General features: G+C 31.1%; 18 protein-coding genes. 13 read left to right on the top strand and 5 right to left on the bottom strand.

Going from position 1 to position 19,590, the window contains the following annotated elements; all coding sequences use genetic code 11:
• Nucleotides 1–27: 27 nt before the first annotated feature.
• Nucleotides 28–345 (bottom strand): hypothetical protein, encoded by a 318-nt coding sequence (locus QXQ25_00380; protein ID MEM0160166.1) that lies wholly within the window; start codon nucleotides 343–345, stop codon nucleotides 28–30.
• 484 nt (nucleotides 346–829) lie between these two features.
• On the opposite strand from QXQ25_00380, the gene QXQ25_00375 reads away from it, so the two are divergent.
• On the top strand, nucleotides 830–3,478 hold the full coding sequence (locus QXQ25_00375) for an ABC transporter substrate-binding protein (protein ID MEM0160165.1): 2,649 nt from the start codon (nucleotides 830–832) through the stop codon (nucleotides 3,476–3,478).
• Between the two features lie 90 nt (nucleotides 3,479–3,568).
• Here the strand turns inward: QXQ25_00375 and QXQ25_00370 are convergent, their stop codons facing one another.
• Nucleotides 3,569–4,321: an ABC transporter ATP-binding protein gene (locus QXQ25_00370; protein ID MEM0160164.1), complete on the bottom strand. Its 753-nt coding sequence runs from the start codon at nucleotides 4,319–4,321 to the stop codon at nucleotides 3,569–3,571.
• A 691-nt stretch (nucleotides 4,322–5,012) separates the two neighbouring features.
• Between QXQ25_00370 and QXQ25_00365 the strand changes: the two genes are divergently transcribed.
• The 7 genes from QXQ25_00365 to QXQ25_00335 are packed head-to-tail and all read left to right on the top strand — an operon-like array spanning nucleotide 5,013 to nucleotide 11,658.
• Nucleotides 5,013–7,682 carry a tetratricopeptide repeat protein gene (locus QXQ25_00365; protein MEM0160163.1) on the top strand — a complete coding sequence of 890 codons (2,670 nt, stop codon included), beginning with the start codon at nucleotides 5,013–5,015 and terminating at the stop codon, nucleotides 7,680–7,682.
• A gap of 19 nt (nucleotides 7,683–7,701) precedes the next feature.
• Nucleotides 7,702–8,877, top strand: a complete 1,176-nt coding sequence (locus QXQ25_00360) for a tRNA pseudouridine(54/55) synthase Pus10 (GenBank protein MEM0160162.1) — start codon at nucleotides 7,702–7,704, stop codon at nucleotides 8,875–8,877.
• Nucleotides 8,870–9,172, top strand: a complete 303-nt coding sequence (locus QXQ25_00355) for a 50S ribosomal protein L21e (protein ID MEM0160161.1) — start codon at nucleotides 8,870–8,872, stop codon at nucleotides 9,170–9,172. Before QXQ25_00360 ends, QXQ25_00355 begins: the two co-directional genes overlap by 8 nt.
• Nucleotides 9,169–9,483 carry an RNA polymerase gene (locus QXQ25_00350; protein ID MEM0160160.1) on the top strand — a complete coding sequence of 105 codons (315 nt, stop codon included), beginning with the start codon at nucleotides 9,169–9,171 and terminating at the stop codon, nucleotides 9,481–9,483. The genes QXQ25_00355 and QXQ25_00350 overlap by 4 nt, the downstream gene beginning before the upstream one ends.
• Nucleotides 9,484–9,504: 21 nt before the next feature.
• The gene (locus QXQ25_00345; GenBank protein MEM0160159.1) at nucleotides 9,505–10,053 is read left to right on the top strand and encodes a DUF655 domain-containing protein; all 549 of its coding nucleotides are present in this window, start codon (nucleotides 9,505–9,507) and stop codon (nucleotides 10,051–10,053) included.
• Nucleotides 10,050–10,829, top strand: a complete 780-nt coding sequence (gene rsmA, locus QXQ25_00340) for a 16S rRNA (adenine(1518)-N(6)/adenine(1519)-N(6))-dimethyltransferase RsmA (protein ID MEM0160158.1) — start codon at nucleotides 10,050–10,052, stop codon at nucleotides 10,827–10,829. Before QXQ25_00345 ends, rsmA begins: the two co-directional genes overlap by 4 nt.
• Nucleotides 10,816–11,658, top strand: a complete 843-nt coding sequence (locus QXQ25_00335) for a DMT family transporter (GenBank protein MEM0160157.1) — start codon at nucleotides 10,816–10,818, stop codon at nucleotides 11,656–11,658. The genes rsmA and QXQ25_00335 overlap by 14 nt, the downstream gene beginning before the upstream one ends.
• Here the strand turns inward: QXQ25_00335 and QXQ25_00330 are convergent.
• The 3 genes from QXQ25_00330 to QXQ25_00320 all read right to left on the bottom strand — a co-directional run bounded on the left by QXQ25_00330 (nucleotide 11,648) and on the right by QXQ25_00320 (nucleotide 15,033).
• Entirely contained in the window at nucleotides 11,648–13,072 is a 1,425-nt protein-coding gene (locus tag QXQ25_00330; protein ID MEM0160156.1) for a hypothetical protein, read from the bottom strand. The genes QXQ25_00335 and QXQ25_00330 overlap by 11 nt on opposite strands.
• 12 nt (nucleotides 13,073–13,084) lie before the next feature.
• Nucleotides 13,085–14,665 carry a DUF1611 domain-containing protein gene (locus QXQ25_00325; GenBank protein MEM0160155.1) on the bottom strand — a complete coding sequence of 527 codons (1,581 nt, stop codon included), beginning with the start codon at nucleotides 14,663–14,665 and terminating at the stop codon, nucleotides 13,085–13,087.
• A gap of 161 nt (nucleotides 14,666–14,826) precedes the next feature.
• Nucleotides 14,827–15,033 carry a hypothetical protein gene (locus QXQ25_00320; GenBank protein MEM0160154.1) on the bottom strand — a complete coding sequence of 69 codons (207 nt, stop codon included), beginning with the start codon at nucleotides 15,031–15,033 and terminating at the stop codon, nucleotides 14,827–14,829.
• A 467-nt stretch (nucleotides 15,034–15,500) separates the two neighbouring features.
• On the opposite strand from QXQ25_00320, the gene QXQ25_00315 reads away from it, so the two are divergent.
• The 5 genes from QXQ25_00315 to QXQ25_00295 all read left to right on the top strand — a co-directional run bounded on the left by QXQ25_00315 (nucleotide 15,501) and on the right by QXQ25_00295 (nucleotide 19,589).
• Nucleotides 15,501–15,950 carry a GNAT family N-acetyltransferase gene (locus QXQ25_00315; GenBank protein ID MEM0160153.1) on the top strand — a complete coding sequence of 150 codons (450 nt, stop codon included), beginning with the start codon at nucleotides 15,501–15,503 and terminating at the stop codon, nucleotides 15,948–15,950.
• 425 nt (nucleotides 15,951–16,375) lie between these two features.
• Nucleotides 16,376–16,771, top strand: a complete 396-nt coding sequence (locus QXQ25_00310; GenBank protein ID MEM0160152.1) for a hypothetical protein — start codon at nucleotides 16,376–16,378, stop codon at nucleotides 16,769–16,771.
• A gap of 332 nt (nucleotides 16,772–17,103) precedes the next feature.
• A complete protein-coding gene (gene thyX, locus QXQ25_00305; GenBank protein ID MEM0160151.1) occupies nucleotides 17,104–17,778 on the top strand; it encodes an FAD-dependent thymidylate synthase in 675 nt (224 codons plus the stop codon).
• Nucleotides 17,779–17,875: 97 nt separating this feature from the next.
• Nucleotides 17,876–18,541 carry a thioredoxin family protein gene (locus QXQ25_00300; GenBank protein ID MEM0160150.1) on the top strand — a complete coding sequence of 222 codons (666 nt, stop codon included), beginning with the start codon at nucleotides 17,876–17,878 and terminating at the stop codon, nucleotides 18,539–18,541.
• Nucleotides 18,542–18,938: 397 nt separating this feature from the next.
• On the top strand, nucleotides 18,939–19,589 hold the full coding sequence (locus tag QXQ25_00295) for a hypothetical protein (GenBank protein MEM0160149.1): 651 nt from the start codon (nucleotides 18,939–18,941) through the stop codon (nucleotides 19,587–19,589).
• Nucleotide 19,590 lies beyond the last annotated feature (1 nt).

The following is a 19,590-nucleotide window of genomic DNA, read 5'->3' as shown; positions in this document are numbered from 1 at the left end:
TGTCGAGTGCCATATTGCTAAGGTTTGCTACTTGCCTTTCACAAACCCAAGCCCCAAACCAATTGCTATTTCTGAACAGATTTTACCTTCTATAAACCTCATCTTTGCTGATTTTACCATTACATCATTTGCATATTTGCAATATGATGCTATTATGTATCTCAGAGTTTCTGACCTGAATATCATTCTTTCATGATTATTTTTACATTGCTTGATCTTTTCTACTGCTATAAACGTGCCTAGATTTACAGATCTTACAATTTTTCTTACTGTTTTATATGCTTTAAGTTTGGAAACACATACTGGGCATTCTGTAATGTTCGGAGAAAAATATAATTGTATCATTTTAGTTTGATTGTGATCTTGCCAAGTTTCCTATCGTGTTCTATTATGATTTTAACAATAGGCCATACATCTACTTTTATGCCACTCGCATTTAGAATCTTTCTCAATCGATCATCTGTTATGCCTATTTTTAAGAACTTTCTATATATGGATATAAATCCTTATCAGTAAGCTCTGTTTTAGCATTAGATGTTTTGCCAACGTATCCTATATATTTAGCAACAACATTGCCATCTACTTTGCCATCTACTCTTTTAACGCCCTAAAGCTCATAATACTCTTTTCCCGATTTTATTTTTTTTGTGCAGTGCAGTATCTAATTGCAAAAAATCAGTGAAAATTCTAACGTTCTATTTCTGCCATCGATTGTTCCAAAAATTATATATACCAGAGTATCTTCTATTATTAGTAAGCTTTGACTTAGCGTATAAAAACTATGGAAAAGTCAAAGAAAGAAATAGAAAGAAATGGAGAGATGAAAAATATGAATAAAAAAGCTTTATATGCAGTGATTGCCGTTGTAGTGGTAATCGTATTAGTTGTTGCTGTTCTGGAAGTTATTCCTACTAGTTCTTCAGCTTCCATGACAGTTTCTACCAGTACTACAACTGCTACTGTCGGACAAAGTATTACTTTTGCAGCATTTATCTCTGGAGGAACTCCATCTAGCGTGGTGTTCAACTTTGGAGATGGAAACACAGGCACTGCCACACACTTGTCGGGTAACGAGTATACAGTAACACATTCATACAGTTCTGCAGGTAAGTATCTTGTTACTGCGACAGCAACTGTGAACGGCAAAACAGCGGATAACATGAAAAGCATTAATGAAATATCAGTTACTCCAGCATCAGTAAGTCCTACTGTTGCATCTGAGATCACAGTGCCATCAATAATTACGTCAACACAGATTTTTGCACCTGGCAGTACAGTATCATTGACCGCATCAACATTGCAGCCTCCAACAGCCACGAACTGGACTATTGGATATTACATATGGAACTTTGGTGATGGTTCTACAAGTACAAACTATACTGTATTCAATACCTCATCTGGTAACTTCATGGCTGGAACTGTAAATCATCTATACAGCACTGCAGGAATATATACTGTTACTCTGGGGGTCATCACGTTCAATGCCACAAACTATGTGCCCAAAACATATACATCATATGGAATAAACTACACCTATTATCCAGTATCAGAATTATCATCAATACTGTCCAGAGGACAGTACCAGAACACTACCTATATGAGCACGATAGTAGTGAATTCGACCGCTCAGCTCTTGAAAACCAGTGCACCACATACAAACCCAAGTGAGATTACAGTTACTGAGGTAGTGCCAGGTGGAGCATACTCTTTCGATCCGGCAATAGACTATGAAACGGTAGGATTTGAAGAAATAATGAATGTATATGAAACTTTGATTCAGTACAATGGTTCTTCAACAAGCCAGTCACAGATGTTCCCAGAAGTTGCCACACAGGTTCCAACTGTTGCTAACGGCGGAATTTCAGCAAATTACCTAAGCTATACGTTCCATATTAGAAGCGGCTTGAAATTTGCAAATGGAGATCCATTGACAGCGTGGGATGCGTATACAAGTTTCGTAAGGACCTTGCTATTTGTACAGGGTTCACCAGGTACTGCAGGTTGGATATTGGCACAGGATTTATTGCCGGCTGGAGGATTTGCACCGGGATTGTACACAAATGGTACCGCGCTTTATGATAATATTACCAGTGCTATTACAGTAAACAATGTGACTCAGACCGTTACTTTCCATCTTTTAAAAGCAGATCCTGCATTTTTGGACTACATAGCAGATCCAATTGGCGGTGGTATAATAGATTATAGCTGGGCAGTGGCACATGGAGCAGGTATAACATTTACTCCTGCAGGGTTCTTGGCATATACCAGCTACTCAATGGAATCAAACTATAACAATTATCTCAGGTACAATACAATGGGCTCTGGCCCTTATATGATCAAGAGTTACCAAATTGGACAGTCTGTAACATTGGCTCCAAATCCATATTATACTCCTATTCCTGGGGTCCCAGGCTACAATCACACTGCAAATGATACAATTTACATACAATGGGAAAAAGATCCATCAACCGCACTATTGATTGCAGAATCTGGCCAGACCGACATTATTGAAGGTTTGCCTACCTACGACTATCCGATCATGGCACAACTGCAATCACAAGGTAAAATAACCATTACACCATTCCCAACGTTGAGCATATTCTGGTTCGAATACAATTTCAATGTTAACACAACAATGTTACCAACCCTTGGATCTGGATATACAATACCTCAATATTACTTTACAAATCTTGATGTTAGAAGAGCATGGTCCTATGCGTTTAATTACACAAACTACATTGAAAATCTTGTAGGAAACGCTAAATACGGAGCAGATTTTGCCTTCCATTACACTGGTGTAATTCCTGAGGGCATGCCTGGATATATGACTCCGGAACAGTTAACTCAAGCTGGTGCAGTAGTGCCAGTTTACAATCTAACTATAGCAAAGCAGTATATGATAGAATCTGGACTGTACAATACCTCTATAAACATACCGATCATCGTATATGCAGGAGATCCTGTGGATTTTGCAGCAGTACAAGACTGGATAACAACGATGGAATCCATTGATCCAAACATACACGCAACAGCGCTCTACATGGAATTTTCTCAGATCATAGGATATATGGTAGCAGGACAGAATCCAATGCCGATATACATACTTGGTTGGGCTCCAGACTATCCATTCCCGTCAGATTACATGATTCCAATGTATCAGGAAAATGGTACTTACGGAGCAGCAAACGCTTGGAATCCGCAGATTTTAGCAGCAGCAGGACATCCTAACCAGGCAAAAGAAGACGCACTGATGAACCAGTACATAGCTGATGCACAGGCTACAGGTAATGCAACATTAGCACTTAAATACTATGATCAGGCAGAGGTATTAGGCGTGAACCTTACATTCTATACATACACTGAGCAAGAAAACGCATTCTGGTTCTATTCTTCAAATCTGCACGGAGTACAATACGAACAGAATGCTATATATGGCGGTGGCGGAGATACAATGTATATATATCTATGGAAGAGTTAATCTTCCTTTTTTATCTTTTTAATTTTTTTAATTATAATATTTCTGTTGTTTCGCATAAATTGAAGTTTTTAAAAAGTATTTTTAAATAAACTATTTTGATAACAATGTTATAACTTTATCAACATAATTGTAAAAATCAGCTGATCTGTTATTTCTTGGCCTTGGCAAATCTATTTTTATTTCTCCTATGATATGCCCTGGCCTAGGGCTCAATATTATCACTCTATCGCTCAACTGCACTGCTTCATCTATATTGTGAGTAACGAGAATAATATCATCCGGTGGCAAACTTGGATCTGACCATAACATCAATATTTCCTCTCTTAACCCTTCTGCTGTAAAAGAGTCTAATGCTGAAAAAGGTTCATCCAATAATAATAATTCTGGATTTACAGCCAGAGCTCTGGCAATTCCAACTCTCTGTCTCATTCCTCCGGACAACTCTTTAGGATATGCATTTTCAAAACCATCCAAACCAATTACTTTAATATATTTTTCAACAATTTCAGCTCTCTCTTCTTTTTTGATCTCCATTGCTTCTAATACTACCTCAATATTCTCTTGCACTGTAAGCCAGGGAAATAGTGAAGGTGTTTGAAAAACAATCGAAAATTTTGGTTTATTTATCGTTAAAGGTAAATCTTTATAAAGAATCTCGCCGGAAGTTTGTTTATCTAGTCCTATTAATATTCTCAATATTGTAGATTTGCCACATCCTGATGGACCTACAATAGAGATAAACTCTCTTTCAACCATAGAAAAAGATATATTTTCAAATGCTACTGTTTCTTTCTCGCCAGTTTTGAATATTTTAGTAAGATTCTTTACTTCTATGAACGCCATATTACTGGTGGTTAATACATTCTATATTAAATATTTTTACTGGAGTTTTAGTAATATTTTAATTTTGTATATTATTAAATATAATCTATACCTATTGCCAATAATTCATAACTTTCGTTGCATTTTTTCTTTTCTCAAAGTGTTTTTTGATATGTCTAGGACCCAGAGAGATAAAAATAAGAAAAACAAATAAACTTAGATTTCTGCTAAAACTTTATTCAACAAATTATCCATCAGTGATAACATATACCAGCATAGAGCATCTCAATAGAATCTCTGTAAAAATAAAGATTATAAGCTAATATATTTCAGCTATGGATTAAATGATTTCAATTACGGAAGAAAGATAACAGGATCACCAGCTAAAACAATGAAAAAGTATCTTTTTTAGAATATCTCAAAATGGGAAAAAGCATGGCAATTTGAAAACGGATTTGGTAAATTATATGGGTAATTGATTTGAAAAATAGAAAAAATACTGGTAACTTTTATATTATTTTTTAATATGTACATTTTTACTATCAATGTTTCCCTTTTACCAGATATAGTCAATCAGTTTCTAAATTAATATGATTGATGAATATGTTAAGATCTAAATACTAAAAATTCAGATTATGCAGCTAAATTTAAAACTTAGATAAAAAGCTTCAAGGAAATATTAAATATTAGAAATACCATTGTTTATTAGAAGATGGTTGCAAAATTAAAAGATTTGGAAATCTTAGAGAGCTCATATAAAAATGCTGTGAATAGTAGAGGGGAAATTGTTTTATTATACGTGGATTATGGAATGGATGTTGATGATCTTTTTAATGCTTTACAAAAAGATAAACAAAATGACAATACCATTTTTTTGAAGACTGAATGTGTTGGTTATAAAAATGTAGAACCATATTATTGCTTTTTAGAGATATTAGATTCTATTAAAAATAAAGATTTGTATTTAAATGTAGATCTTAAAATTGAAGAACTAAATCCTGAAAATTATGACCCGATAGTTGATCCAATCATATATGAAAGGTTTATAGAAATATTTAGTACAATTTTGTATTCTTATAATATTGTATTATATATAAAAAACATTCAATTGGGAGATATAAATTCATTAAATTTGTTTAGTTATCTAGCAGACTTTTCCATAAATAAAAATATTTTAGTGGTAGCATCTTACTATATTAGTGAAGAATCAAATCCGCACTTTAATAATGTCTTATCGCTTTTAGAGTTGAAAGCAAATGTAAAAAAACTAAAAATTGAACAATTTACTTTAGGAGAACTTTTTTTATTTTTGAAAGAGGGAAGGTATAATATACCAGAATATATAATCGAGATAATATATAACATCACAAAGGGTAACAAGTTAAAGGTTTTAGAAATATTAAGTACCTTTGAAACAAACAAATATATAGATGAAGATAAAAACTGGATCGCATACGATATAGAGATTAATGAAGATTTTTTTAAAACTCCAGATCCAATAATGATAAATACATATTATAATCTAGATGAAAAGCATCTATTAATATTGAACAACGCGGCAATTATTGGTGAAAATTTCAAATTACAACTACTAAAAAGCATATCTAATGTTGATGAAAATCTTTTAAATATTATTTTAAAAGATCTAGTAGATATGAATATTATTAATTTTAAAGATAAAAAATATTTTTTTGTTTCTTCATCTTTTCGATTTTATGTGTATAGTAAAATTTCTAATATCAGAAAAAAAGTAGTGCACAAAAAAATTGCTGAAATTTTAGAGCTAGAGCAAGAAGATCCAGCCATAATCGCGTACCATTTTTTTAATGCAGGTATTAAAGAAAAAGCATACCGAAATTACTTAGATGCAGGGTTCAATAAGATGAAAAGCTATGATTTCAAAACTGCATATGAGTACTTTAAAAAGGCAGAGCAGATAAATGGAGATATTAATGCGGATGTCAAGTTTGCTCTTGCAGAAGTCTATAAAAACATGGACCGATATGAAGAAAGCATTAATTACTATAATTCTTCATTAGAAGAACTTAGTGAAAATAATAAAATAGTAGCTTATGCAAGTTTAGGTACAGTTTATACGAGATTAGGTAACACAGAAATTGCATTAAAATATTTCAAACAGGTTTTAGAGAACAGTAATGATCCAAAATTATTAGTAATTGCACACCGTGGAATCGCAAATATATATTTTATTAAAAAAGATTTAAAAAATGCGCAGGAACATATATCTATAGCTTTAGAGATTTTAAAAGGTCTTGATGATCATTATGAAATAGCAGAAACTTATAAAGATCTTGGAAAAATATATGCAGAAAAAAATGAATCTGTGGATCAAATAGAGCGCGTTTATCTAAAAGCATTAGAAGAATATTTTAAAATAAATTATTACAGTGGTATAGCCAAAACTTACAACAACATTGCTGATATATATTTAGAGAAAAAGAGCTTATCGGAGTCTAAAAAATATTTTGAGATAGCTATGAAGTATGCCAATTTAGGAGGAAACTATGCTATAATATTGGCAGTAAACTATAATTTATCAAAAATATATTTATATGAGGGAGATATACGCAAATATCTTTCTAGTATCAATATTTCAAAAAAACTTATGGATATTGAAGCAATGGGCGAATTTTCTTTTTTGATCAATTATTCACTTGGTAATTTTTCATTGCTAAAAGGTAATTTTAATGAGAGTAAAAAATATTTTTTAAGTAGTAGAGATTTAGCATTGAAACTGGATATATTTTATAGATGGGTTTTAGCAAACGAAAGATTATTTTATATTGAGATGATCGTGGGCAAAAATCCACAAATAGACATATTAATTCAAAACTGGCAAAATATGAGAAAATTTGAGACAAGTAGTGTTAAGTTAGCTGAGCTTGAATCAAAAATTGCATATTATATACTTTATGACCTAAATGAAGATATCCCCAATCTATTTGATATGTATATAAATAGCTTTAAATCCAGAGAGTATTCAATGTCTCTTTTAAATGCATATCTTTTGTATGGGGAATTCTTGCTTTACAATTATAATATCCATGATTTCATTGAATTGTACGATAAAATTTATCAACTCTCGAAAGAAAAAGATTATAGGGACTTAAATCTACAGATTCTAAATATAGTATACTACTACATAACTGAAGATCCAAGGTTTTCAGGAGAATTAGAAAAAATAGAATATAATTTAAAAGAGAATTCTTTGATCTTTTTGCTCTCGAAATTATATTTTTATTTAGGCGTTTATCAGGTTAAAAGCTCAAATGATGATTTCTATCTAAAAAAATCAGAATTATTGTTTTTGAGTATTGGTGCTTACGGTTTTGTAAATTCAATCAAGAAAATTAAAAAATAGGGGAATGAATTATAGCATTATGGTAGAAGTTGATAAAGAACTTTTAAACTTGTGCGATAATTGTCTTGGCAGAGTATATGGAAAGCTATCGCATGGTCTTTCTAATGCAGAAAGGGGTAAGGCTATCAGGATATATTATGCGCTATCCAAAAATGTAGATTATAAAGAAACTATTCCAGAAAAATGCGCATTGTGTTCAGGCATATTTAATAATATAGAAAAATATGTGAGTTTAGCTTTAAAATATCTTAAAGAGTTTGATTTTGATACATTCTTAGTAGGCAGTAAAGTAGATTCAGATATAATTGCAAAAGAGAAAATAATACAGGAAAAATATGGAAACAATGGGGAAGAAATAACCAATGAATTAAACAGAGAGATAGGAAAGAATCTTTCAAGAATTTTGAATAAAGAGGTGGATTTGCTTAATCCGAACATTGTAGTTCTGGTGGACACTATGTATGATTCAATCAAGATATTTTCAAATCCAGTATTTATTAGAGGAAAGTATAAAAAATATCAGAGAGGCATCTTTCAGACACACCAAAATTTTGAAAATTCATTTACTGTAGAAGATTATATTGGTAGCATATCAAAGGATTTTTTTGGAGCTGAAGATTATGTTTTGCATGGAATGGGAAGGGAAGATGCAGATGTATTAATGCTTGGCACTGGCAGACCATTTATATTAGAGCTAAAATCACCGAAGAGGAGGCATATTGATATTCAAGAGTTAGAGAATCAAATAAATCAGCATGCAGGGGGGAAAATAGAAGTAGAAGAGCTAAAGTTATCTAGTAGGAAGGAGGTTCGTGATATCAAAGGCACAAAATCAAGAAAAACGTATAGGGTAAATGTTAGAATTGAAAAGAATTTACCATATAATATATTAGAAAATTATATTAAAGAATTAGAAGGAAAAGTTATATATCAGAGAACTCCATTGAGGGTGTTGCATCGTAGGTCAGATTTAGTTAGAGAGAGGACTGTGCATAAAGTAGTACTGGAAAAATACACAGGCAATACTCTAACAATTATACTGGAAACTGATGCAGGACTATATATCAAAGAACTGATTCATGGAGATAATGGCAGAACCATACCAAGTTTCGCAGAGATTATAAACCAAAAAGTAGAAATAGTAAGTTTAGATGTAATAGCTATACATGATTTGGAGGATTTGAACAATGAGTAAAATGTCACATGGACCAAGATCAAAATCGAGACAGAAGCTTAGAAAGAACAGAAAAGATGGAACTATGGTACCTCTAACAAGATACTTTCAGAGCTTTGAGGTAGATGACAGAGTCGCAATTAATATAGACTCTAGCTTACATAAAGGCATGCCGTTTCATAGATTTCACGGAAAAATAGGGAAAGTTATAGGCACACAAGGTAATGCATACTTAGTAGAGGTATCTGATGGCAATAAGAAGAAAGTTATTATTGCAAATTCTGAGCATCTAAGGAGACATGAGGTGCCTAAATGAAAAAAAGGTATGTATCTATTCCGGAAGTAAAAGAGATTCTGCAAGAAATAAATAAAACTAATGAACTAAATAATTTACAGAAGAATACTTTAAAGTATGCAGAAGACTTTTCTAAAGTTCCGTTAAAAAAAGTTAAAAAACTCAGAGAAGAGCTTTTAAAACTAGATTTTATTGACGAAAAATTTGCAACTAAACTAATCGATATTATACCAAAAAACTATGAGGAAATCAGAGCGATCTTCCAAAAAGATAATATTGTTGTCCCATTAGATGACATCAAAAAAATTTTAGAGATCTTCGAAAAAATATAAAAGTTGAAGGGGTGAACATTTTTGGAAGATTATGTTTTTATATTAGATTATTTACCACAAGGTAGAATTGAAGAACGCGCTTTTAAAAGAACTCCTTTAGCGCTGGCTATAGGTGAAGATGAGTTTAAACTGTTTGAACTTATTCCAAAAATGAATGTTACCTTAAGAGTTGGTGAAAGAGTGTATATAGGTAAAGATCTTGTAAAAAGAGATAAGATAGAGCATGTAAAAAGGCGCATTGCCTTTGAAGAACTGACTAATGCTGCTAAGGGAGAAACAGAGTTTGTTATTGAAGATATTGTAAAAGCTCAAGAAACAAAATTTATCAATTTTTTCAATACTGCAGGCCCAATAACAACCAGATATCACATGCTTGAGTTGTTACCAGGGTTGGGAAAGAAAACAATGTGGTCAATAATTGAAGAGCGCGAAAAAGAAAAATTCAAGACCTTCAGTGATCTTGAAAACCGTGTAAAAACCATTCACCACCCAGAAAAACTTATTACCAAGAGGATTATGCTGGAATTGGAACAGAGAGATATAAAATACAAGATATTTGTAGCAAAATGATCAGATTACATAAGAAGTTTGGGCAGGTATTTTTAATTGATAAAAATATAGTGGAAAACATTTGTAAATATGCGGATATAAAAGATAATGAAATAATCTTAGAAATTGGAGCAGGCACTGGCAACTTGACAGAGAAACTGCTAAAATATGCAAAGCAGGTAATTAGTGTTGAGTACTCTGATAAATTAGCGTGCATATTAAGAGATAAATTCAATACAGAGATCGAAGCTGGTAAATTGATATTAATTGAAGGAGATGCTTTGAAAATTGATTTTCCATATTTTGACAAGATTGTTTCTAATATACCATACCAAATATCATCACCATTGCTGTTTAAATTTTTTAAATACCGATTTAAAAAAGCGATCTTGCTCGTACAGAAAGAATTTGCTTTGCGGCTAGTGGCATTACCAGGCACAGAAAACTATTCCCGACTCTCGGTTAACGCATACTATTTTGGTATCACTAAAATTCTAGACCATGTTTCACGATCTTGTTTTAGACCTGTCCCTAATGTAGATTCCGCAATAATAGATATCGTTCCGCATCATATTATGAATACTGCTGACGAAAACACATTTTTCGAAGTGACCAAACTATTATTTTCGCAGAGAAGAAAAATGATAAAAAATATATTGAATATCAAAGATATTCCCTATGCAGACAGAAGGGTAGAATCTCTCAGCCCTGAAGAAATCATTGAGATAGCAGACTATATTTTTTCAAAAAATTTAATTAACTTTGTAGATATTGCCCGCTTAAATGAAAAAGATTAGTGCTTATTTACTTTTGATATTAGATGGAATAATATGGGGGAGTACTTTTCCCATCATAAAAATAGCGTTAGATTACACTTCTCCATATATATTTTTAAGTTTAAGATTTATTATTGGATCCGCCATATTTTTTATAATATTTAGATCAAAGATAATAAAGGTGTCAAAAGAAACTGTGATGTTCGGGCTAATAATTGGCATAGCCCTGTTTTTTGGATATTATTTCCAGACTGTTGGATTGCTTTACACTACTGCTTCACATTCTGGGCTTATAACAGGGTTATATGTTATTATTGCACCTATTCTTGCATTTTTTATGTTAAAAGAGAAGATCAATATATATGTGATAGTAGCCATTGTAATGGCACTGGCAGGCCTAATATTATTAACCGGATATTATAGTACGCACAGTCTGAACTTTGGGGATATTCTAACCATTTTTTCTGCAATTTCATATGCTTTCCAAGTAGTATTGATCGATAAATATGTTAAATTTAAAGATCCTATACCTATAACTTTTTATCAGATATTTCTAGTTGCTATATTAAGCTCTTTTTTAACACCATTTAATTTTAAAATTATACTAAATTTTGACCTCATTTTTGCACTTATATTTACAGCTATAGTTGCTACTGCGATCGCAATATACATACAAACAAATGCCCAAAAATATTTGTCATCTGCAGAAGCATCTATATTTTTGACTTCAGAGCCCATCTTTGCAATGATGTTTTCTTACATATTATTAAATGAAACTCTTGGAATCATATCCATTATTGGTGCAGTGATGATAGTATCCAGTATGATCTTGATTGCAGTTAAAAAATAAACTCTTTGAACTCGTTATTTTCCAAAAACACGGCTCCTTTAGTATACTCTTTGTATATCTTGAATAATTTATCCCTATATATCTCTGGTATGTGATTTAACTTGGAATTTTTATTGTCAAAATGCAGTTTTTCTACATGTTCATGAGACGCTCCGTTAATGTGATAACCCATCTTGTTCAAAATATAAAATACGTGCTCTCTCTCATCATCATCAAGCCTTAATTTTGTATTGTTGATATTTTTTTCAAAGTTTTGAAGATGTTCATTTTTATAGTTTATTATTCTTGGATCCTTACCGTTTGCAATTACGAAAGATAATACTCCAAGACATTTAGTGCATTCGCCACAGGGTATTATCTCCTTATCCTCTATGTGACAAGAATGACATGATCTCTGTAACTTAAATAATTGAGGATATCTGTTAGATAATATTCTTACCACTATAAGACCATATAAAGGCCTCACTGCACTCCATTGCACGATATTAAAACCTTTTTTAAAAAAATAGTCAGTCATATACTCATCAAATTCTTCGCTTTGATCATATATTCCATAGCGATGGGGTATATTTTCATATACTCCTGGTACTCTTGGATCATCATACTCACTTCCAAGTAAAATGTTGCCTATATTATACTTTAATAGCAGTGGTAAAAAAGAGAAAATATAGGGCCCAAATATAAACAAGCGAATAGGATATGTATCTGCCCGGATAGATCTATAATCGCTACGAATTATTTTCATATTATCTAACATAAAAAGATAAAATCTATCTATGTTTGACCATACCTTTTTTGTATTTATCTCAGTATTGCTGAACTCTCTATAAGCTGTTATTGCGGTTCTCCAATGCCCACCAGACTCGTTAAAGAATAATGGGTATACCTCCGCTCCGATCTCTTTTAATAACCCATAGGTTAGTAGGCTCTCTTTTCCTCCAGAAGATAAAACTGCTGCTTTATTCTGGTCTGGGTCTGCTTTGTAATTGCTTTCTGATGCTGAAATATTGCAATATATCTTCGCTCTATTATGTGCATTTTCTATTCTAATATCTTCCTGCTTTGGTAAATACTCTTTTTTTATAAATTCAGCTCTTCTGCGGCATATTTTATTTACAAATACATCCGTAGCTGTTATCTCGAGCATATCATATAAATATTTCAAGTCATTTTTATCAATTTCAAAATCTAAAAATATGGACTCTGTAAAAAGTCCATAATTTATCACTGGCATAGTAACGATCATTCTTGCCAATTTTTCAATATTTTCAATATTAATTGGCTCTGAGTACCTAAATTCAAGTTTGAATTCTTTTATATTTCCCCCAGATTTTAGCTTATATATAGAAGAGATACTGTTTTTAGTAACTATAGGATTGCTAATGTAAATCTCATCAAAACATTTTAGATCCATTGCCTCTCCCTTTTAATCTGTTTTTTCCAGTATTTTTACTAATTCACTTGTTCCTTCATATAAAGGTGCAATTGCAGGAATCCCATATTTCTCAAAATAGTATTTTTTATAGTACTCTAATTCATCTTTCGCCATGTTTTCAGTATTAAGTGTTATTGCTGCAATCTTTTTTCCGGATAATAGTTCTATTACTTTTATGTATTTATCAATGTCATGGATAGGATAATTCTCAAATCCATCGTAGTACTTTCTCTTTGGAGAATGCTGCAATATTATCACGTCAGGCCTACCGGCCGCTATAATTTCGAATCCTCCTGGATATGCAGGATGCAATATTGCCCCCTGCCCTTCAATTATTATAAACTCTGGATGATTATCATTCCAAGCCTTTACTACTTCTGTTTCAATACCACCTGCAACAAAATCATTGATCATAGAATCTATTAACGCACAGTATTTTGCTCCTTGCATCCATCCAGTCTGCCCGGTTCCTATAAAAATTGTACTGTGCCCTACCATGTTCAAATTTTCTGTTAACATTACAGATGTTGTCCTTTTACCTACTGCACTGTCAGTTCCTAATACTGCAATTTTTTTAGCTTTTACTTTTTCAATTTCACCTGTAAAAAAATCACATTTATGTAAAAACATCTTTCTGACATCTGTGATCTTGACCTTGTTAGCCTCACTAATTTCTTTAAACTCAGGATCTTCACTTAAAAATTCATGCAGCCCAGAAACTACGCTAATTTTATTTTTTAAAGCTTCAATAATGTAAGGTCTGTACTCTTTTGGAAGTAAACCTCCATCAGTAGCAGCCCCTACAATTAAAGTGTCAGGATGATCATCTAAAAATTCTTTAATGCTCGCGCGTATAGGTATATTTCTAAATTTTCCATCCAGTACTTCCCCAGCATCTTTTCCTGCAAATTTAGAGTCTATTAACCCTATAATATCATATCTTTTTGTAAATCTAACTAATCCATGAGCAGTTTTACCGTTAGATGTATCATAAACTCCTTCAGCTAATATCACTGCTTTCTCTAATTTTGAATCTACCCAACTTTGGTCTGGATAATATGTCTCTAATTCATAAGGCTTGATTATACCTTCACTTGAAAAATTACTGATATCACTTTGGGAATTAGATAAATTATTATAAGTTTTTACTTTGATATCCTCTAACATAAAATCTTCTAACTTTTTCATATACATGACTCCTGTTTCAGATACATCTTTTTTATTGTATATTTTTACATTATCTTTTAAAGTGCCTAATGATTTTGTAACTTTATTTTTATTTGCACTTAAACTAAAAATAGCGTAAATTGCCTCTTTATTGATCTTATATTGCAAAGAAAAATCATAGCTTAAATTATTATTGCTTGTCTTAAAAAAAGTCTCTTTCGATTCATTATCATTAAACTCTGTTTTATCGTTAAAAATAAAGTTAGGTTCAAAATAGCTATATAAATTCCTTACATTTTGATCTTTTAAAAAAGTTTGGATTTCCTCATATACCATTTTTTTATAAAATGATCTATTTACTAAAAATTCTTTTGGGTGGCCGTCACTATCACCGTCGTCTTCCATTTTTTATCACCACATTAAGGTTTTCCATAGTGAGATGTTATCACATACCTATATTTTAATATTTCTAAATTTTAGCTCATACGTCGTCTTTTGAAAGCTTGAAAATACGGCAAATTTTTTTATCTAATATCTTCTATGAAAAAGATTTACTTGACAGTGATTTAAACCTCTTTGAAGATATTAATTTTATGCTTTCCTGAATGTTCAATTCCTGCATTTCTCAACAATTTCGCCACATATTTACCTGTTGTTGATGATTCAAGTGCTATTCCTGGCATTTCAAGCAGATATTTTACAACAAACTTGTTCCGGGATTCTTCATTGTTCTCCATTTCACACTCTTCTATTATTTTTCCATCTTCTTCCATCCTTGTCACGTATACCAAATCCTTATGTACATCCAATTATCATTTCCCCACCTTATTAAGTGGGTTCGTGAGAGATTATAGGGCCGTAAATCTCGACAAACTTCTATTCACCCTTGTTTCAGGGTACTGTGCCGAGATGAAGAAGTGGTCAACCTCATAGACGACCTCGAGTGTCAAGAGAAAGATCGACCACATATCCGACTCTCACGATAACACCGTCATGTTATCGCGGTCAAATACCTTTTTTATGACACCTAAATTATGATATATCTTGAGAATTGGTAAATGACCATTATTATGAAGCTAAGTTAAATAAAGAATTAGTATTATACTTAATTTTTACATTATTGTAATTAATGATAAATATATAGTGTAAATGACACTTTCTTCTAAATTGCAACTTTATAATCCTGAAGACTTATGAGAATTGAAAAGTTAAATATATGAAATATTTATTCTTCTCTTTTATGAATATTAGAATTGCAAATATCAATGATCTTAGACTTGTTAGAAAAATAGAGAAAGCATCTTTTAATAAATTTGCGTATAGTACCAATGAACTAAAAAATATGCTTTCTCAAAAAAATTCTATGACATTAATATATGAAAACCAAATTCCATTAGGATATATAAGTTTTATAAAAGTAGATGATATTTTTGGAGAAATTGAGTCAATAGCTATAATTCCTAGCGCAAAAAGGACTGGAATAGGAACTATTTTGCTCAAAGAATATGAAAAAATTATGATGAAAGAAGGAGTTAAAAGATCGGTATTAGAAGTAAGAATACATAACCGAAAAGCTATTAAATTCTATGAAAAGCATAATTATAAGATAATAGATAACCTAAAAAATTTTTATTCTATGAGTTATCGTGGGTCAAGAGACGCATATCTTATGGAAAAATTTCTATTTTAATATTTCTAAACAACTCTAATATCTCTTTTTTCTATTATTCTTGCCCTGTATTGTATTTAAAACATAAGTACGAGTATTATGCGTAATTTTTACTATATTTAAAGGATAAATTATCAATTTTTATTTTGTAATAATGATAAATATAAAATATAGTGTAAATGACACTTTCTTTTAGATTACAATTTCATAATCCTGATCTATTACTAAAAATGAGATTTATCAATTCTCCGTTGAAAAATATTGAGAAGATTATCAATTAACATAACTCACATATTTCGAAAACGATGCAAATTAAATGATCAAGATAAAAACTATGGCTTCGGCATAATGAAATAATATTCACTTGTCAACGAAGATTTGATACCGTCTAAAAATGGAAAAGATTATCTATTGATAAGATTATTACCTCTTGAGAGGTTATAAATATGGTTAGTTATCCTCAATATCCGCCTCAAGAGCCAAGCCAGGCTGGTAATATACCTTCTTCGCAACCGTCTTTACAGCAACCAATGCCACAATATTACCCAAAGATAAAGATTGGAATAGCAGAGCTATTCAACGATTCATTAGTTATTCTGTCTATTTTAATAAGTCTATTATTGATGTGGATTGGTACTGTATTTTATGCTGCTAATATTGGTGGTGCCAACAACACTTTGTTAGAAGTTGCAGTTATAATATACTCTTTAGGAACTACACTTTTATCGTTTATATTATTAATAATCCCATTAATAAGAAAAGAAATGGATAAATGGGTTAGAGTGGCTTTTATATTGTCAGCTGTAGTAATAATAGCATTTGCATACATTAGATTTGCATAAGTTCTCTCACAAAACTATTTTTCTTTTTTATTCACGTTTAGTATTTGATTTAATGTATGATTATTTCAAATGCAAAATAAGTTCTTTAGTTAATGTTTTCAACATAGTAATTAAAGAGGTTACTTTTTAATATTTCATGGCATTTATTTTTACTGCTTTGACTAAGTATTAACTGTTTTTAGTTTTTATTATATAGGATTTTACAAATATTAACCTTATCTGTAATATTAATAAAAATAATTTATCTTATTTCTTCTATTTTCTTGCCAAAAATTGTCTCACTAAATAATAGAAAATTTTAAATTATAAGAGTTAATATTAAGTTGATTCTTATGTCAGTTATATATGAAGGATCTAAAGGATTAGTGGTGGATTTAATAGCTTACACAGACTATGCCTCGCAATATAAAGAATTATTGAGCGTTTCTGGCAAGGGTCCAGACTATATTGCAGCTGAGAGCGGTTCTATTTCACATTCTAAAAATTTTAAAGATCTCGATAATGAAAAAGTAAAAAATTTAATAGCGCTACTAAAATCTTTAGGCCATGAAAGTGTTTTCGAGCATGTCAGTTTTACATTTAGGATAGAAGGAATCTCTAGGGTATGTTCTCACCAGTTAATTAGACATAGATTGGCATCGTTTACTCAGCAGAGCCAGAGATACGTTCCTTTAGACCCAACCTATATATTACCAGAGAGTGTATCTAAAAGCGAATTTAGAGATGAAGCATATGATCTTATTTCTAAGACCACTGAACTATATAAAAAGATGATAAATGCTAAAATTAAGAGAGAAGATGCTCGTTTTTTATTGACTCAAGCCGTAGAAACAAAAATAGTTGTAACAATGAACGGCAGGGAATTACGGTATTTTATAAGTTTAAGAGCAGATAAATCGGCACAGTGGGAAATTCGTGCTTTAGCTTTGGAGATGTTAAAAAAAGTATATAATGTGGCACCTTTGCTTTTTGAAGATCTTTACAAAAAATATTTTTTACAACCTTAATAAAACCATTCTTTAATATTGTATAAATTATATATAATACAAAATTAGAAAGTTATATATAGAGGAGCTTATTTTAGAGTGTGAAAGGTGTATATTTATGGCATCATTAATTAGCGAGGAAGATAAAAAATACCTAAAAGAGCAGTTTGAAAAAGATCTAAAAGACAAAGTCAAGATAGTTGTGTTTACTGACAATTCTCCAGATTGTAAATACTGCAATGAAACATTGGAAATCACAAAAGAGTTGGGGGAGTTATCTAGTCTGATCTCTGTTGAAAATTACAATCTTAAAGATCCTAAAGCAAAAACTTTTAATGTTGAGTTTTCACCTACAACCATTATAACTGATGAAAAAGAGTCAATGGGGGGCAGAATAAGATATACTGGTATCCCTGCTGGATATGAATTTTCGTCACTTATAGAAGATGTGATAAGTATCTCGTCTGGAAAATTAGAATTTAATGATCATGTATTAGAGCATTTAGATGAAGTGGACAAACCAATAAAAATTCAGGTATTTGTTACACCTACCTGCCCCTATTGCCCTAAAGCGGTCAGAGTTGCACATAAATTTGCGCAATATAATGAGAATATTACTGGAGAGATGGTAGAATCTATTGAATTTCCAGATAGAGCAGATAAATACGGTGTGCAGAGCGTTCCGCACATTGTCATTAATGAAAATGTACAATTTATTGGAGCATATCCTGAAGAGAACTTTATAGAATACGTAATGGAGGCATATAAAAAATATAAAAATTAATTTCTTATATTTTTATATTAACATCTTAGTGCCTAAGAGTTGTCTTTTTAAATTTTTGATCACAAAATAAGAGCAGAGTATTCTTTATATAAAAGTATTGAATAGCTGTGTTTGTGCACAGATACATATCCTTCCAAAAAAGGTTCAATTACCAAGAAGACAATTGGATTATCCAATTAATATTTGGAAATAATCTCTCTTATGCTTTTCTAAAAAATAACGCTTTATTTATCAAATATTTTGCAAACTTTTATATTTTTAAAAAAGAGTTTATGAAAATATTTTTTTATAAGAGAGGTACTGTGGCATGATAACAAAACAGATCGGGTTATTTACAAAAGACTCTAGACTTTTTTTCAGACTGTTAGAAAGCATTAAACAATTTCAATTTAATTTTTTGATCTTAGATTCTGCTGAAAATATCCCAAAAAATATATCTGCTATATTATGCTCAAGCTCGGAAACAATAAATTTTGATACCGTAATACACTGTGATATTAATGATGTGGAAAAATGTATCAGAACTGCAGCTTCTTATATATTTGACAAAGATGCTTTTTTGAATATTGTCATTGGCATAGATCCAGGACCTGTCCCTGGCATGGTAGTTGTAGGTGATGGATTTGTATTAGAAGAAAAAATTATAATTGATAACATATTATCTACAATCAAAAAGATATATGAAGACTATAAATTCTTAAATTTTAAAATAAAAATTGGCAGTGGAGATATTATAAATAGAAATAATATTATAAATCAATTAATAGAAATTTTTGCTTTGGAGATTGTTGATGAGAAAAATACTTCTGAATATAAAAGAAATGATATTGTTTCAGCTAGAAAAATTGCCTTTTTAAATGGCACTGTAGTTTCTGAAAGACAGCCCATTCATTATAAAAATGGTGGGATTACCGAAATTCAGAAAAAAAGTCGTATGCTTAGTGATGGTAAAATTACAATATCAAGACTTTTAGCTAAAAAAGTTTTAAGTGGTAAGATATCTATAAAACAAGCTATTGAAATTCAAGAAAAAAATAATAAAAAATGAA

It is taken from the genome of Thermoplasmata archaeon (genome assembly GCA_038729465.1).
Classification (GTDB): Archaea; Thermoplasmatota; Thermoplasmata; order Thermoplasmatales; family ARK-15; genus JAVRLB01.
This window is presented reverse-complemented; position numbering and strand designations above follow the sequence as displayed.